The organism is Chloroflexota bacterium (assembly GCA_009840355.1).
GTDB lineage: Bacteria > Chloroflexota > Dehalococcoidia > Lucifugimonadales > JADFKI01 > Bin90.
Genome location: VXNZ01000054.1, coordinates 1 through 14651, shown reverse-complemented (window position 1 = coordinate 14651; position 14651 = coordinate 1). Strand labels below are relative to the sequence as shown.

The 14651-nt window shown below is 55.2% G+C and carries 16 protein-coding genes; 6 read left to right on the top strand and 10 right to left on the bottom strand.

Features of this window, described 5'->3' with window-relative positions:
- Positions 1–102 precede the first annotated feature (102 nt).
- Entirely contained in the window at positions 103–438 is a 336-nt protein-coding gene (locus F4X57_13755) for a hypothetical protein (GenBank protein MYC08214.1), read from the bottom strand.
- 99 nt (positions 439–537) lie between these two features.
- The gene (locus tag F4X57_13750) at positions 538–957 is read right to left on the bottom strand and encodes a DUF1937 family protein (GenBank protein MYC08213.1); all 420 of its coding nucleotides are present in this window, start codon (positions 955–957) and stop codon (positions 538–540) included.
- A gap of 454 nt (positions 958–1411) precedes the next feature.
- Between F4X57_13750 and F4X57_13745 the strand changes: the two genes are divergently transcribed.
- The gene (locus tag F4X57_13745) at positions 1412–1621 is read left to right on the top strand and encodes a hypothetical protein (GenBank protein MYC08212.1); all 210 of its coding nucleotides are present in this window, start codon (positions 1412–1414) and stop codon (positions 1619–1621) included.
- A complete protein-coding gene (locus tag F4X57_13740; GenBank protein ID MYC08211.1) occupies positions 1621–1905 on the top strand; it encodes an SMP-30/gluconolactonase/LRE family protein in 285 nt (94 codons plus the stop codon). The genes F4X57_13745 and F4X57_13740 overlap by 1 nt, the downstream gene beginning before the upstream one ends.
- A 407-nt stretch (positions 1906–2312) precedes the next feature.
- Here F4X57_13740 and F4X57_13735 read toward each other — a convergent pair whose 3' ends face one another.
- From F4X57_13735 to F4X57_13720, 4 genes are all read right to left on the bottom strand, one after another.
- Entirely contained in the window at positions 2313–3578 is a 1266-nt protein-coding gene (locus F4X57_13735) for a hypothetical protein (GenBank protein ID MYC08210.1), read from the bottom strand.
- Between the two features lie 43 nt (positions 3579–3621).
- Positions 3622–4836: an AAA family ATPase gene (locus F4X57_13730; GenBank protein ID MYC08209.1), complete on the bottom strand. Its 1215-nt coding sequence runs from the start codon at positions 4834–4836 to the stop codon at positions 3622–3624.
- A gap of 12 nt (positions 4837–4848) precedes the next feature.
- Entirely contained in the window at positions 4849–5463 is a 615-nt protein-coding gene (locus F4X57_13725; protein ID MYC08208.1) for a hypothetical protein, read from the bottom strand.
- A gap of 592 nt (positions 5464–6055) precedes the next feature.
- Entirely contained in the window at positions 6056–7408 is a 1353-nt protein-coding gene (locus tag F4X57_13720) for an ATP-binding protein (GenBank protein MYC08207.1), read from the bottom strand.
- Positions 7409–7735: 327 nt separating this feature from the next.
- Between F4X57_13720 and F4X57_13715 the strand changes: the two genes are divergently transcribed.
- The 4 genes from F4X57_13715 (at position 7736) to F4X57_13700 (ending at position 10820) form a co-directional block, all read left to right on the top strand.
- Complete coding sequence (locus F4X57_13715; protein MYC08206.1) at positions 7736–8419, top strand: ParA family protein; 684 nt, start codon at positions 7736–7738, stop codon at positions 8417–8419.
- Positions 8419–8700, top strand: coding sequence for a hypothetical protein (locus tag F4X57_13710; GenBank protein ID MYC08205.1), 282 nt, complete (start codon positions 8419–8421; stop codon positions 8698–8700). Before F4X57_13715 ends, F4X57_13710 begins: the two co-directional genes overlap by 1 nt.
- Before the next feature lie 477 nt (positions 8701–9177).
- Positions 9178–9453, top strand: coding sequence for a DUF4326 domain-containing protein (locus F4X57_13705; protein MYC08204.1), 276 nt, complete (start codon positions 9178–9180; stop codon positions 9451–9453).
- Positions 9454–9830: 377 nt separating this feature from the next.
- Positions 9831–10820 carry a tyrosine-type recombinase/integrase gene (locus F4X57_13700; protein ID MYC08203.1) on the top strand — a complete coding sequence of 330 codons (990 nt, stop codon included), beginning with the start codon at positions 9831–9833 and terminating at the stop codon, positions 10818–10820.
- A 573-nt stretch (positions 10821–11393) separates the two neighbouring features.
- On the opposite strand, the gene F4X57_13695 is transcribed toward F4X57_13700, so the two are convergent.
- From F4X57_13695 to F4X57_13680, 4 genes are all read right to left on the bottom strand, one after another.
- On the bottom strand, positions 11394–11774 hold the full coding sequence (locus F4X57_13695; GenBank protein MYC08202.1) for a hypothetical protein: 381 nt from the start codon (positions 11772–11774) through the stop codon (positions 11394–11396).
- Positions 11771–12505 carry a hypothetical protein gene (locus F4X57_13690; protein ID MYC08201.1) on the bottom strand — a complete coding sequence of 245 codons (735 nt, stop codon included), beginning with the start codon at positions 12503–12505 and terminating at the stop codon, positions 11771–11773. The genes F4X57_13695 and F4X57_13690 overlap by 4 nt, the downstream gene beginning before the upstream one ends.
- 24 nt (positions 12506–12529) lie before the next feature.
- Complete coding sequence (locus F4X57_13685; protein ID MYC08200.1) at positions 12530–12856, bottom strand: transposase; 327 nt, start codon at positions 12854–12856, stop codon at positions 12530–12532.
- Between the two features lie 170 nt (positions 12857–13026).
- Positions 13027–14106 (bottom strand): hypothetical protein, encoded by a 1080-nt coding sequence (locus tag F4X57_13680; protein MYC08199.1) that lies wholly within the window; start codon positions 14104–14106, stop codon positions 13027–13029.
- Between the last annotated feature and the right edge of the window lie 545 nt (positions 14107–14651).

The following is a 14651-nucleotide window of genomic DNA, read 5'->3' as shown; positions in this document are numbered from 1 at the left end:
TCATTTTTGCCGGTTGCGTCAATGGATTTTGCCGCTTTCACTCCTTGTCTGACTGCTGATTTCACGCGATGTTGACGCGACGATTCGCATTTGACGCGTCAATTAGATTTGCCGGTCTGTCCCGTTCTCCGCCTGCCGACTCTGCGCCGCGTCGGTCCTGTAGCTCGGCAGGTCGAACTCCAGGATGACCGAGTGATGCACGATCCTGTCTATCGCAGCCGCAGTCGCCATCGGATTGGCGAAGATCTTCTCCCACTCTGAGAAGACCAGGTTGGATGTGATGTCGAGCGAGCGACGCTCGTAGCGCTCGGCTATCAGCGTGAACAGCACCTCGGACTCCTCGGCCCCCTGCGGCAGGTAGCCCCGATTGTCCACCAACCGAGCATGCGGAGAATCGCCGTGATTGCCTCGCCTCAGGATGTCTGGAACCCAATTCATAGAGCCTTTTGTCAGGTTACGCGCATCCGTGCAATTCCTAATAAGCTACAGATAAATCCCGAAGTTCACAGGAGGCAGCGACAATTGACAGCGATAACTTCAGTTACCGTGCAGCAACGTCACTTCGTAAGTGAGCGGGTCGGCGACTGAAACAAGGATACTCAGCTGTCTGGCGTACCTTGTCTCAAGGGATACTCCGACACTTTCCTCCCATCCGTCCAGTGCGAGAATCCGTAGCTCGTCACAGCGCGCCAGCATCTGGAGCCCAAGGGCGTACCAGGCGCTGTTGGATATGGCATTCTCATCGAGAGAAGCGCCCAACGACAGTGGCGAGAAAACGAGCACGCGCTGACGGATCAGATATCCGCAATAGTTGTTGACACTCTCAAATCGCTCTTGCCTTATCGAGGGCTCCGGATGTCCCAACGGTGCAGCAAGGTAGATAAGGGGACCGTCGAATCTCCTGAATTCGTCCAAGGCGTCAGCCGGCAGGAATCCGGACAGCGGAACTGTGGTCATCGTAAATCCTCTCCGACAGAGATGTCGTCGTCCCTGCTCTTGGGTTCAATTTGTCTCACGCACAAGGGACGCTCCAAGTGTCATCATGGGCAGTATACCGTGAAGGGGTAGTAGCACCGGCTAGGTCTAACTCTCGTCGTATGAAGGCTTCAATCGATGCCGCTCACTCCCATTTAGTCCCGAGCTGCGCCATCTGATAATGTGACGCCCACTCAGACGGACTTACCCACAGCATACCAGCGGACAGGAGGCACGGACATGCCTATCGAAAGGCTATCGTCATCGCTCTGATCATGTCCCCATGACCGACTCCCAAAACTTCAGTTTTGGCGGCGCTGAAAGCTCTGCTGAAGGTCCGCTGTGGTAGGCTGGCCCGGACGACGATTACGGCGGGCACCTGCTTTTCAGTGACATCCATAACGACCGGCGCATGCGCTTCACGATGGATGGCGGATTGGCTGAGGACGGACATGAATACCTGGGTTTTCTTACCGTCGAGGCGCAGCCCGTGAACCGCCACAACGGGCTGACCAGAGACCTGCAGGGACGACTTATCGCTGCCGAGCACGATGGGCGTCGCATCAGCCGCATGGAGACGACGGCTCAACCACAGTCAACGCCAACTGGATCGAATGTCCCCAGATCAACCGCCCGAACGACGTAGTGTTAAAGTCAGACGGCAGCATCTACTCCACCGATCCTTGGACATTCCGTCGCCCCCGGGAGCAATGGGAGCAGAGCATCTCCGGCGTCTTCCGCATATCCGCTGACCTGGGCACCCTTGACCTGGCATCCGACCAACTGTTTGCTGAAATGCGACCTGATGATAGAGAGGGCATCCCGGACGGCATGACAGTGGACTCTGAAGGCAATGTCTATTGCGGTAGTTCCGGTGGCATCCACATCCTCAATCCCGGCGTCCCGGTGCCGGTGTCAGGCGCGAAGTGATGGAAAGTATCATGGTCTCGAATAGCGCTTATTTCTAGTTAAGGGTCGCTGCCCAATTGAAGAGGCTGGTAACAGGAAGTGAGCGAGTTGGACGAAGCCTCACTTCCTGTCCCTACCACCTCCTCATGTAGAGAGTAGGTGTAGGGTAGTAGAGTTAGTCGCTCGTAGCATGTAGAGACTCGCAAATACAATACGAATTCGCCCGATTACGTATCGTCTAAAGGTAATTTCTGTATCGTCAAATGGCTCTGAGCGTATCGTCAGATGGTATTGACCGTTTCATCAGATGGCAGTTTCTGTATCGTCAAGCGGAGCTAACCGTATCCTCAAACGGCATTCGTCGTATCATCAGGCGGTAGTGGCTTGTATCGTCAGATGGTAGCCTGTGTATCTTCAAATGGCAGTACTTATTCGAGATCTGCAGGCGGTAGAATACGGCGTGCATCTATACGCAGTTCACCGTAATCCTCAAGGTTCTCCAAGGCGTTCCACGCCCGGCGTACTAAGAGCCGCTTGTTACTGTGTCTGCTACTTGGAAAAGTCAAAGCTATCGCATCGTCGTCGGTCAAAGGCTCGTAGGCCTCTATCCCAGTTTTTCGCACCCATCGCCCGCCCTTCACTGGTGCGTGGGTTCTCCCGGGCTCGTGCCACAAGAACGACAAGCCCAATAGCGCTCTGTAAGCTGGAGCACTCTCGGCTCCCCATTGATCGAGCCGATGTGGCAATTGGACGCCGCCTTCAACTTCTGGTGGGATATCCAGTACGACCCCAATTGGCATATCAAGGTCGATTCGGCCGAAGTTCTCATTGATGCGTAGCAGGTGGTGATAGTATCCGTAGCCGGTCTTCGGGTCGAGCACCGGTATTCTGGCTTCCTGGTTAATGACCCGGATCGCCTCGCGTATTCTCGGCCAAATCTCCCCTACCGAACGCTGGCGGCGCAGCCTGCCGTCGAGATACTCAGGCGGATATAGTGCACCTCTCAGGTCGCGAAGAGTGATTGCATATGTTACAAAGCGTTCGCCGTGCCGAACGACAGCTGACGGTGCGGCGGCAAGCTTGACGAGCATTCGAGCGGGAATCGGTGCGGCTCCTCGTCCACCTCGAGCTTCACCGGCCGTCACTCCGAGATCGTAGAGGTTAACGGGTAGGACTGGAATCCGGCCATTTGCTCGCCCATCCTCGAATCCAGGAAGCGAAACTTGGGTTCCGTCATTGTCGGTACCGAAATGGGCTGGAGCCAGGTAGAGTCTGTCGGCCTTAGCGTTTCCACTGTCGCGCATGGCAATACGAGGAGCGATCGTATCACTTCTGAGGTGCCCATTCGCGTCTCGCACGGCTTTGACTTCCAACGGCCCAGACTGCCAAGCAGAGATCAAGGGAGCCAAGGGGTGTTTCATCTCGGGTTCGGCCTTAGCAGCTTCCTCCCAGTGCATATGGGCAAGCTCGGCGAAACTGCTTACCTCAAAGCTCTTATCCGTCGCCTTTTCGACAATAGCCCAGCGTCGAAAGAATTCCTCTCGTGCCTCCGTGCCCCAGGCGGTTGTAGAGATCAGATCATCGAGTTGCCGAAATCTTGGACGCTTCCCAAGCGGGCATTCACCGTCGTTACCGTCATCTCGCCAGACGGCATCGGTGAGTAATACAAGAGATTCCTGGCTGGTTCTTGTCATTCTCGTCTTCCTACAAGGCCTGAAGTTGATTCGCAACCATCGCTTAGAGTGCATCCTTGAACATGTCATCGGCATCGTCGTTATGCCGTGAAGGGCGAGCCACTTCGTCGCCGTAGTCGGGAACTCGTCCGTTACTCTCGAACCAGACGCCATTGCGATTGGTGAGCCAGACTGAACCCGTGTTCCGACTGTAATTTTGCTTTGCGTTCACTAGGCGATAAGCATATGCTGGCTCGCAATTGCAGTTTTTAGGGGATCCGCAGTCGCCCTGACAATCTCTCCTGACCCTCTCAATCGTCCACATCGCCCTGACGCCGCCCAAAATTCCGGTTGAACCCGAGTAGGCCACGCCGGGTGTTTTGGGTGGATGGGCTATGAGGAGCACGGCGCAGTCGTTGGCATCGGCCCAGGCGGCCCAGTCCGCAAAGAACGCCCCGACCTGAGCCCTGTCAATTTCACTGGCGCCGTTGGCGACTCCAAGTGTGTCAATTACCAGAAGCCTTGCTTTGTGCTGTTCAGCCGCATGGCGCAGCATCTTTCCTGCCGGAGTCAAACCCGGCACGGCATTGTGCTGGCCCGAGGCCCATAGGTGCCCCCTTGAGCGCATGTCCGCAATCTTGAAGTTCTGACCGTCGCCCGTCTTTCCGGATTGCTCAAGCCAGTATAGTCGGCCCCTGATCTGTTCCGGGCTATCCTCCCACGTAGCGTACACTATGGTGCCGGGCCCAAGGGGTTCGAAACCCATACCGTAGTCTGCCCCGTTCGGTGGCATCAATCCGGTCTCGCCCAGCCACTGGCCATTGCCGCTCAAACTCCATGCGAGTTGGAGAGCGAGGCGAGACTTTCCAACCCCTCCGTCTCCCGTCAGCATTGAGACGCAGTCACGTGGTAGCCAGTTCTCAACCAACCAGCCCTGCCAGTATTGCTCCGGTAGTCCGTCGACGAGCTCAAGCGGCTCGGCACGTTGCATTTGTTCCAGAGCGAATCGAACAGCATCGAAGTCCGCTTGCAACGGCTCCTGTCCGGTAAGAATAGCCTCGTTGATTCTTGCAGCAGCAGTTCTGCCGGACTCGACCGCCGGAGATATGTATCCGGCCGAGTCAGTCAGCAGTCTCAGGCTAGATTCCACCGTGGTCCAGTCGACTCCACCAGCAGCGACGAAGGCCTCTGCCAGTTCATGCGCTGCCCGCTGCCGATCTGTTGGTTCGACCTCGATGCGGTTTGCTGCGAGATGTCCGTTCGTGCTGTTTGTCGTCATAGTCTGGAGTTCCTATCTGAGAAGTGTAGAGGCATACCTGAGTGCCTCGAACTCTGTCAGGCCTTCGGCTTCCAATTCCTGAGCAAAATTGAGGAGCTCTTCCTTATCGATGTCGTTTAGTGGAGCCTCGTGCGCAGCGTCTGCAGCATCTTTGCCGATTTCGACACCCATCACATCGACGGATTGCCCTGCAAGTTTCCTAGCTTGGGCAAGTGCCACCACCGCGTCCAGCCCCGGCCGTCGTCCATGATTGTCCATATCGTCCATATCGGGCCACAGAGTCACAGTTTCGAAAATTGATAACTCGTCCCTCCATTGAAGTGCTGGACGAGGAGTCGTTAGTGTGGCAATCACGGGATCGGGATCGCGGGCGGCAAGCGCAAGTGCATCCGCGGCACCTTCGCACACCGTCACAGCGTCCCCTCCGATGTTTCCCACCGCCCATACGGCCAGTCTGGCATTTCCAAATTTCGGTTTGTCCACACGATTGCCCTGGGAGTTTTCGTAATCAGCTCGCTGCCCATCAGCGTCAATGCAAACAAGCTGGACCGCGGTGGGCTGTGGCGTGTCTGGAAAAGCGTCACGCCATGCCGAAATCGGTGCGAGTGGGAAGGCTACCGCACCCACGCCGGAGTGCGACCTCCTGAAGACCGGAGCATCGGCAGGAACCCAGCGTAGTGAGGGAGGCAAGGGCAGTTCGGAACGCCAAAGGTTTCGTCTGCGCATCCAGGCGCGGGTCGGGTGGTCAGGCGTATCGGCGATTGGCAGTACTTGGCTCCTTATCCAGCGGACAGCCTCCTCTGGGTGCCGCGCAGGTCTTCTGGTCATACTTCGGTGGATTGGCGATGTCTCAGCTCGTTCTGCGTGACTCCTTTGCCGCAGATCATTGCAACCGGGACCCTGGTGGCCCTGTCTCCTCAAAAAGCCATGTTGTTCAAGCCAAGCAAGAGCACCATCCTTCTCAAGACGTTCCTCCCGCATTATCAACGCTATCACTCCCCCGCCCTCGCCAGATTCAAAGTCATTCCACGTCCCCGTTTCTAGACTCAGCCGAAATGAGCCTTTCCGTCCCCAGCGCCACTCTTTGCTGGAACGACTTGACGGGTCTCCCAAGAGCCGGGTGCAGACATCGGGCGCCATGGTCCGCCAGTTTGCGTCTGAGTACTCGCGCTGCGGCACTATCTTCACTCACTCCCTTTAAGTTCCGATCGGTCCAAGCTTACTTCCAGAGGTGCCGTATGGGTACAGCGTATAGTCTGTCGCCGAACCTCGTAACCGTTTCACCGTCGTATAGCACCACGCCATTGGTAAATCTGCTTCCGGCTATTCTCTTGAGCTTCCGCAATCCACGAAAATCGGAGGACACAACTGTCGCAGCGGCCTTAACGTCAACACCGGCTACGGCCAATGAACCTCTCTCGACTACGATATCTACTTCCTGTTGATCCTTATCCCGGTAGTAGTAGAACGAGTGAGGATTGATGCTCCAGCTCGCCTGTCGCCTAAGTTCCTGAAAGACGAAGGTCTCCAGGAGACTGCTTCTGACTTCGCGGTTGGTTGCTAGGGCTTCTTCGTCCAGTCCCAGCAGTGCACAGCCGAGTCCCGTGTCCCCCAGATGGAGTTTTGGAGTCTTCAGGAGTCGTTGGCCGCGCCCTCCGTGCCAGGGTGGCAACTTTTCCAGTAAGAATACTCTTTCGAGGAGTGTCACATAGTCGCCTATCGTTTGCCTGCTCAGCTGGAATGGAGCAGCAAGCTCGGAGAGATTGTAGAGTTTGGCAGTCTGGGAAGCCGCTGCGTTCAGCAGTCTTGGGATGACGTCTAAACTCCTGATACGCGCCATGTCTCGCACATCGCGCTGCACGTGGGCCTCAGCGTATGCTCTGCACCACGCTGCCCGACGGTGAGCCGCGGTGCGAGCGAGGGCCGGAGGAAATCCGCCCGCGACTATTCGACTGTACAGCTGCCTGCCGAGGCGGGCTGACCTGCTGATTCTGAACCCATCTCCAAAAATCCTGCCGAGAAAATCGGTTGTAGGGTCGGCATGCGGTACGGTATCTTCGAGATGCGTGACTCCCGCTTCTATCTCTCCTTGAGAAAGAGGATGCAGGCGAACCACCTCTTGACGTCCCGCAAGTGAGTCGGCCAATCTTTCCAGGAGAAGGATGTTGGACGAACCGGTAAGCACAAAGCGTCCCGGCGTCCGATCTCTGTCGACTGCGACTTTCAGAGCAGTGAACAACTCAGGTGCTCGCTGGACCTCATCAAGCACGACGTTGTCTGGGAGGTCGTCAACAAAACCGACAGGGTCCTCTTGTGCGCCGACGCGCAAATTGTCGTCGTCCAGACTGATGTAGTCGTACTTTCCTCGAATGCTGTACGCGCCAGAGTGAGAAATGTTGGCGGCAATTCGCTCTCTGGAGGGACTCCCAAGATACTCAGGCGCACAGATCGTCTGAGCAAGCGTGGTCTTACCACACTGACGCGGCCCGTTAATCAAGACGACCGGAGAGTCTTCTAGCGCCTCTAGAAGACGATGCTCAGCATACCTAGGATAGACTGTCGCTGGAGTCATGAGGCAAATCCCATTACGCGGAGTTGCGTATAATTGCAAGGTTTAGGCGCGTCCAATTGTAACTTCATCATGCGTATGATTGCAAGTTTGCCTATCAGTTGGCCAAATTCCAGTGTAATTCGATCACAAATTAAACGAAAAGAAGTGCCAAAACTCATTGCCTTGCTGACGCGCGTCAGTCAAGATTATTCAAGCGACTTAACGACACTACCACGTGACTACTATACGCCTTACCGACATTCCAACTTTATCACTAAACCACTTCACAACTAAGAAACTAAAATACTGAAATACTAAACCACTAAGCGACGGTAGTCGCGTGGTGGTATGGGAGAAATTCGCAGGATGGACGTAATTGGCGTGGTCGCCCAAAAGGGAGGCGTGGGCAAGACCCATCTCACAATCAACTGGGCCGTGGAAGCGGAGCGACAGGGCATGGGAACTGTTGCCGTGCTGGATCTGGACCCACAGGCCACGGCTGTATCTTGGGCGCAACGGAGACTTAGGCTGCTCAACGACAACAGACCATTCCTGTTGAAGGCAGATTTGGATGACGTCGGAAGTATCAACCTCGAACAGGTAGTTGAAGTTTGCAAGGCTTGCCGAGATGAAGGTATAGACATCTTGTTCATAGACACGCCGCCTTCGGTTCGGCAGCCTGTCATTGTCACAATGGAAGTCTCAGATTACGTCGTCATTCCATCCGGACCGTCACTCGCAGAGATGGAGGCGATAGGGACAACGGTCGCAATAGTCAGAAACGCCGGTGTGCCCGGCTGTGTCGTCGTCAACAGGGGCAGGCCCCGCTCGCCGATAAACGAAGATGCCTCGACAGCGCTCGCCGGCTATGACCTGCCCGTCTGCCCCGTAGTCATAACTCAGCGGGCCGCAATCCAGGATGGCTTCAGGGACGGACAGACTGGTCGTGAGTATGCGCCGCGCGGGAAAGCTGGTCCCGAAATCACCTCGTCATGGCATTGGATCGCCAAACAAATTAGAGGAGCACAGTGATGGTACAGTCAACCAGGAAGAAGAGCAGGTTCGAGAACTTCGTCGCAAACGAACACACTGGCCTTCCGGATTACGTACAGGAAGATCAGGAAGATGTGAAAAAGCAGGTGAAGCGGAAGTTGATCGACAAGCACTTCCGCGTCACTCCAGAAGCGTCACAAGCATTCAATCTTCTAGTGGCTCAGCAGTACACAGGGACGGGGCCTCAGCTGGGGCCAGTGTTGATCGCGGAGGCGCTCAATCTGCTCTTTGAGAAGTACGGAATGGAACCCGTCGCCTGATCTTAACGCTGTCGTCGTTTAGAAGATTCGTCGCTTAGAAGGATAGTTCCAAAGTGGTATAGTCGTTTAGTGGTATAGTTGTGGGCGAAGTTCCACGTCGCCACATCGACCAGAACTGGGGATTCCTCGTCGCTACCCGCCCATTTCTGCTTTCCTTCATCAGCCCCACTTCCGCTCACATCTACATCTTCACGTCTCCATGCCACTGCCAGTGTTCAGCTTAATGACAATTGGCTATCCTTGATAACTTGGCCACAGTACTTAAAAACGGTGGTATGCGCCCTTGGTTGTTTAGTGGTTTAGTAGTTACGTGTAAAAGTAGCATGGTGGACTCCTCCGAACATTGTGATGTGCTTTAGGCGTGAGGTTGTTTAGTGGTATTGTGGTATCGTGCTTAACCTCTACAGTGGTAAGGTGGTGATCCACCATAGTTGCACGATCGCTTCTGCGATGTCATCAATTGATAAGGACTATTTTATGGAGAGGATCCGGCGGAGGAGAGTCAAGGGTTGGCGTATGCCTCCTCGCGCAAAGTATGTGGGCCGCCCAGGGGTGCTAGGTAACCCCTTCACCGAGGGAACGAAGGCGGGGCAGATTGCCGAATACCGATGTGCATTTTACGCAGGTGAGTTGGGGATCGACGAGGGTTTTGTGCGCCGAGAACTGAATGGCTTTGACTTCGTCTGCTGTTGGTGTCGCGAAGACGAACCCTGCCACGCCGACTTACACATCGAAATTGTCAACGCAGCATAGCGGACCGCTTCAATCCGATGTCATAACGGAGTCGTCACGTTCCATCTTGGCTCCCAATGCGTTAGTATCACTCGAATAACATTAGGGGGATCAGTCCATCGACAGGAGGGTGATGCGTCGCTCACGTTTGATCGGGGGTGTGAGCTGAGCTTCAGAGTGTTGATTGGGCAGCGCAGGCTGGCTGCTATGGGCGGCCTAGTGGGAAGTCATCGGTGTAGAGGCATTGGATGCCTTCTTATCCGGCAGGACGGCGACATCATTAAGTTCCTCGGGAGGGAATCTGTAGGGCAGAGCGGACGTGATTGATTGAAACAGGACTGCAAACTGGTTTTGGAATTTGGCTAAATGCATTATTATTTCATTAATAATGCATTTAGATGGTTTGCTGTAAATTGCTTCAAAGTCTTGACCCACAACGTCAACAGACAACCGGCTCGCCTGTGCCTGTGTCGGAGGAGGCTAGGCGCCGCATCACCGAAGCTCTCGAAGATTCTCTCGCTCCAACCACTCGTGTTAATTACATATCGCAGTGGAGGAAGTGGGAAATGTTCGCAGGTGACAGCGGCTATCCCGTCTTTCCCTCAGAGCCTGTTCATCTTGCCGATTGGATCACGCAGAGGGCCGCTGACGGCCGAAAGCCCGGCACTATCCGTATGGGGTTAGCTGCTGTTGGCTCCGTCCATCGCCAGGCCAATCTTCCTAACCCCACTGAGGACGAGGGCGTTCGAGCCACGATGCGTGGAATTACCAGAGCTGCCGGCAGAGCGCAGAAACAAGCTGCTGGACTGACCGCCGCGAGCCTAGCCGCAATTCGCGCGACGGCTTGTGCCCCTCGAATCGGGCGTGGCGGCTCACTCGAGACCACCGGGACAGCGCAGGCAAGGGGTCTGGTCGACATCGCGCTTATCTCGCTGATGCGGGACGGCATGCTCAGGCGCTCAGAAGCGGAGAGCCTGACCTGGGGAGAACTCGTTGAGGAAGGCGATGGGACCGGCAGGCTGACGGTCGCTCGGTCAAAGACCGACCCGGAAGGGGAGGGCGCGGTACTATTCGTTTCCGCTCCAACGATGGAAGCGCTGAGGGCCATCAGACCAACCGATGCGAGCGCCAGCGATTCGCTCTTTGGACTCTCAGATGATCAGATCGCGCGCAGAGTTACTGCCGCGGCGGAAGCAGCAGGCCTGGGAGAAGGGTTTACCGGACATTCAGCCCGCGTGGGAATGGCTCAGGACCTAGCGCGCGGTGGGACGGAATTGCCGGCACTGATGACGGCGGGTAGATGGCAGTCACCGACGATGCCCGCCAGGTACACTCGCGCCGAGCAGGCTGGACGCGGGGCGGTAGCGAGATTCTACGGCTCGGGTTGAGTCACCGGAGTTTCGTCCTATTACCTAGATTATGGGTCGGTTCTCAAAATCGGCTCACACGGATTAGCGCCTCCTTTCTGAACGAATCTGAAAAGGTGATTTGCGCGAGCGACGATTAACTCGTTTCCGGGACTGTCTCGCTCTTCCTTCAGATCACTCTCGTCCTGGACCATGCATCGACGAGAAAACTTATCGTCTACGATGTTGTCCAAGGAATCCGGAAGTGGTAATTGCCCGCTTGAGGTGGGATATAATAGTAGATGCGATTGACCCCATAGGGGTGCTTTACGACAGGCCGCATAGACGACAGCCCGAGAATCATCAGGGATTATTTCATGACAACTTTGCTAGATAGTGATCGCGTTGCCAGTATAGTGCGCCGACTGCTCTCCTGCGTGTCAAGGGCGGTGCAAAACATGCCACCGGGGCGGAGTAAAAGTGTGTCTGTCTCAAAAGGTGCTGCGCTTGGCGGATATGCGGTCGAGACATCAGGGATTTCGGAGTAGACAGGTCTTGAGTGGAGCTGTAGCGTGACCGATTTGCCCAGACGTATGGAAACTCTCTATAAAATGCTCAGATGGCGTTTACCCGGGTGTCGAGCCGGGTACGCCACACCTTCCAGAGAGTCCGTAGGTTGTAGGCCGTGGCGAACATGCTCCATTCGGCTTTCACGTTGGGCAGTCCTCGCAGTGCGAATTGACGCGCGCCAAGTTGATTTCTTAATATGGCGAAGAGCGGCTCTATCAGAGGCAACCGACGCAGATACGCTTGCTTCGCTTCTTCTGTCTTCATCCAGTCACGGTGGCGGCGCAAGGCCGTATCGTACTGTCCTATCTCGATAGTGCGCCCATACCTTCCGTTCTTGGTGCAGCCTCCGAAAGCGGGGCATCCCTGGCAGATTGTGCCTGAAGCCACACGGTATGTTCGTGCTTTCTTAGTCTTGTCGATCTTCATCCCGGAAAAGCGAAGATTCTGTCCGTGGGGCAGATGTAGCTGTCGGTGTCGTCATCGTATGCGAACTGGTCCTTGTGGTATGGATGGTCCGTCGGGCGGGCCATGTCAGGCATCACCACCTGCTGCCCTCTTCGATGCAGTTCCGCCACATGCCTACCGGCGAAGTAACCGGCGTCGGCCAGCTTCAACGGCACCTTCGCGCCGGTCATCTCCTCGGCCTGTTCCACCATCTGAGTCAGTTGTGCGGTGTCATTGGGTTCGTCCACCACGTCCGAGGCGGTGACCAACATCCCAGTTACTCCCTCATCGGTGGCGACAGGCGATACCATAGCCTGAGCATTGTGGCTTGGCACAATGCCCTGACGAGTCCTCATCAACCTAGCATCCTTGTCGGTCATGTTGATGCGCGCCGGGCGCTTGTATCGGTTTGGACGCTCCATACCTGGCAGGTCATTCATCGCCTGCCTGACGCGCCGCCGCAGTTCTTTCTGCTCCGCCAGTTTCTCGGGGAGACGCGCCACAACTCCGTCCTCCCCGCCTTCGTTCTGAGCCTCCAGAGACTCGATGGCACTCTCCAGCCGTTCAATCAGTTCCTGCAACCTCTTGGCGTCGTAGGTTTGTATCAACGCGGCATTGGCGATCACCTTCGTCCCATCCACAGCCTGCACTGCCAGATCCACCAACTCCATCGCCACCGCCGTTCGCACCGTGCGCCTGAACAGCCTTCTCATACTCTGGCGATGCTTCTTGTAAAATCACCAGAGCGTGTTGTGAGCTGGATACTGCCGTCCGGTCAACCAAAGGTAAGGTATCTGATCCCGGCAGGCTGTCTCCAGTTTCCGGCAGGAGCGCACGCCGGTCATGAATCCGTACAGCCAAACGCTCAGCAGGGCACAGGGATGATAAGCCAGCGCTCCCAGTGGCTCTCCGTCCGGCTGCACACCTAGTTCTGCCCAGTCGCCGCGGTTCAGTGCATCCACGAACTCGGCTACGAACCGTGCCGGATGAACTGGAGGGACTAAGTCGTCAAGTGTAGGCGGTAACAGCCAGGCCTGATCCCGGCTCATCTCTCGAATCGGCATCTGCAATCCTCACAATCCCAAATCTCCCGACATTCTACATCCTGACGATTACGCCGACTCATGAGACAGACACATTATCTCTCCGCCGTTTACAGGCAGCAGGAGCGGCCAGAATAAACTTCGGATACTTTAAGGGACACTCTATTCACACCCAGTTCGTTCAGCTTCCTTCATTTACCCCGTGCCTTGTCGATTTCACGCTGGATCCAACCGTCCAGATCAAGTGCTGACGACTCGAATGCTTCTTCAAGGTATGACATGTCATTTCGCAGAGATTGGTATAAGTCCATAGCGATTAGGGGATCAGATGCTTGTCCCACAGCAATTGCGCGACGCATCCATCTCTGGATTGGAACCGCAGTATGTTTGTGCTTCCAGGTTGCTTCCAAAGTTGCTGCCACCCGAATATAACTTGCCCAATAATCTGGATCTAACCATGACCCATCAACACCTTCGTTTTCCTGAGCTTCTGTAAGGTCTCGTTGCCATTGTACAAGCTCTAAGACTTTGTCCTTGTCCGCTCCAAAGGGATTGTCTTGGATCAAAAAGTCAAAGTTGTCCATGAGCGCCTTAATTGCGGCCCGGGCACTTCCTTCAAGTGTTGTGGCCAGGTTTCGGATTCCATCTGGGAGCGCACAACGAAGCTTCTGCGCAAGCTCTTCATTCTTAATGCCAAAAGGCAATACCCGCCCGTCGCGGTGAGGAAGATAGCGCTTTGCTACTTCAGTGTATCTATCGTCTGAAGTAATTGTGGGCCCCCAAAGTCCAACGTTTTCCATCCGAACAAACAACTCGCAGCAGAGCAAATAGTAGTGTCCGGCGATAGCCCTCACAATATCATCATGGGTTAAGCCGACATGGTATAGTTCATTTCTGTAATCATGAGCAACAGAGATGAACCGCCGTTCCGCCGGTGATAGATCCCCCATTTGCCCCAAAACCTTAAGCTTACCGTGCAAGGACTTGCCGGCAGCGGCGACTCGCTGCTTCTTCGTCATCATAGACTTCTTCGAATCATCAGAGAGCTCGAACTGGTGGTGTGAATTACCCTTAGAGACAGCCTGATGCACCTTCCACACACTAGATGCCCAATTGTCCATCTCCAAGAGGTCGATGCATTGACGATGAAGTACAAGCTCAGTTGCATTGTCAATCAATATCAATGCCAGCCGGTTGTTTATGGGGTGATCGGTAGCCAGTTCAGTAGCGGCACGGTCTAATTGCTCAACTATTGTTAGAACGTATCTCAAGTTGTCAACCTACTGATTCCTATGTTCTATTGCTATGTGTAAACGGTGTCGCTGTTCAGGATAAATGTCAGCGTAAATGATCAGCATAAATGTCACTGACTCATTCTCGGTTATGGTATCAGATCAGATGGCCCTAGACCTCAGCCGTGATGGCGACATTGGTGGGCTCTCGGCGTTCATGTACTTTCTCACGGTGTTTCTGTGTATGCTCAGCTCCCGGGCGATCCCACGTATGGATAGTCCCTTGCACTTCGCCTTCTGTACCGCCCTCCATCTGGCCGTCTGCAACGGCGTGGGCTTCCTGCACGTTGGAGTCGCAGCTTTGCGAACTCGTCTCGTGCCATTGCGACCTGAGGCGTCGACCGGCTGCTCAGCATCGTGGTTGGTGTCCGGAGTCGCCAGTCTGGCTATCCATTTGATACCCAGACCGTTGGTAGGCTGAGGGATGATGGATGAGTGTGTGGTTCTCCTTGCGAAGCCGCGAAGGACACTAGTACCAAGTCCGCCTGATATTGGCACAAGTATAAGAAATGGGTTAGATACTG

What these genes read in the sequence shown, in the direction of transcription:
- F4X57_13755 (MYC08214.1), bottom strand. Translation starts at nt 438, where the DNA reads ATGAATTGGGTTCCAGACATCCTGAGGCGAGGCAATCACGGCGATTCT.
- F4X57_13750 (MYC08213.1), bottom strand. Translation starts at nt 957, where the DNA reads ATGACCACAGTTCCGCTGTCCGGATTCCTGCCGGCTGACGCCTTGGAC.
- F4X57_13735 (MYC08210.1), bottom strand. Translation starts at nt 3,578, where the DNA reads ATGACAAGAACCAGCCAGGAATCTCTTGTATTACTCACCGATGCCGTC.
- F4X57_13730 (MYC08209.1), bottom strand. Translation starts at nt 4,836, where the DNA reads ATGACGACAAACAGCACGAACGGACATCTCGCAGCAAACCGCATCGAG.
- F4X57_13720 (MYC08207.1), bottom strand. Translation starts at nt 7,408, where the DNA reads ATGACTCCAGCGACAGTCTATCCTAGGTATGCTGAGCATCGTCTTCTA.
- F4X57_13715 (MYC08206.1), top strand. Translation starts at nt 7,736, where the DNA reads ATGGGAGAAATTCGCAGGATGGACGTAATTGGCGTGGTCGCCCAAAAG.
- F4X57_13710 (MYC08205.1), top strand. Translation starts at nt 8,419, where the DNA reads ATGGTACAGTCAACCAGGAAGAAGAGCAGGTTCGAGAACTTCGTCGCA.
- F4X57_13705 (MYC08204.1), top strand. Translation starts at nt 9,178, where the DNA reads ATGGAGAGGATCCGGCGGAGGAGAGTCAAGGGTTGGCGTATGCCTCCT.
- F4X57_13700 (MYC08203.1), top strand. Translation starts at nt 9,831, where the DNA reads ATGGTTTGCTGTAAATTGCTTCAAAGTCTTGACCCACAACGTCAACAG.
- F4X57_13695 (MYC08202.1), bottom strand. Translation starts at nt 11,774, where the DNA reads ATGAAGATCGACAAGACTAAGAAAGCACGAACATACCGTGTGGCTTCA.
- F4X57_13690 (MYC08201.1), bottom strand. Translation starts at nt 12,505, where the DNA reads ATGAGAAGGCTGTTCAGGCGCACGGTGCGAACGGCGGTGGCGATGGAG.
- F4X57_13685 (MYC08200.1), bottom strand. Translation starts at nt 12,856, where the DNA reads ATGCCGATTCGAGAGATGAGCCGGGATCAGGCCTGGCTGTTACCGCCT.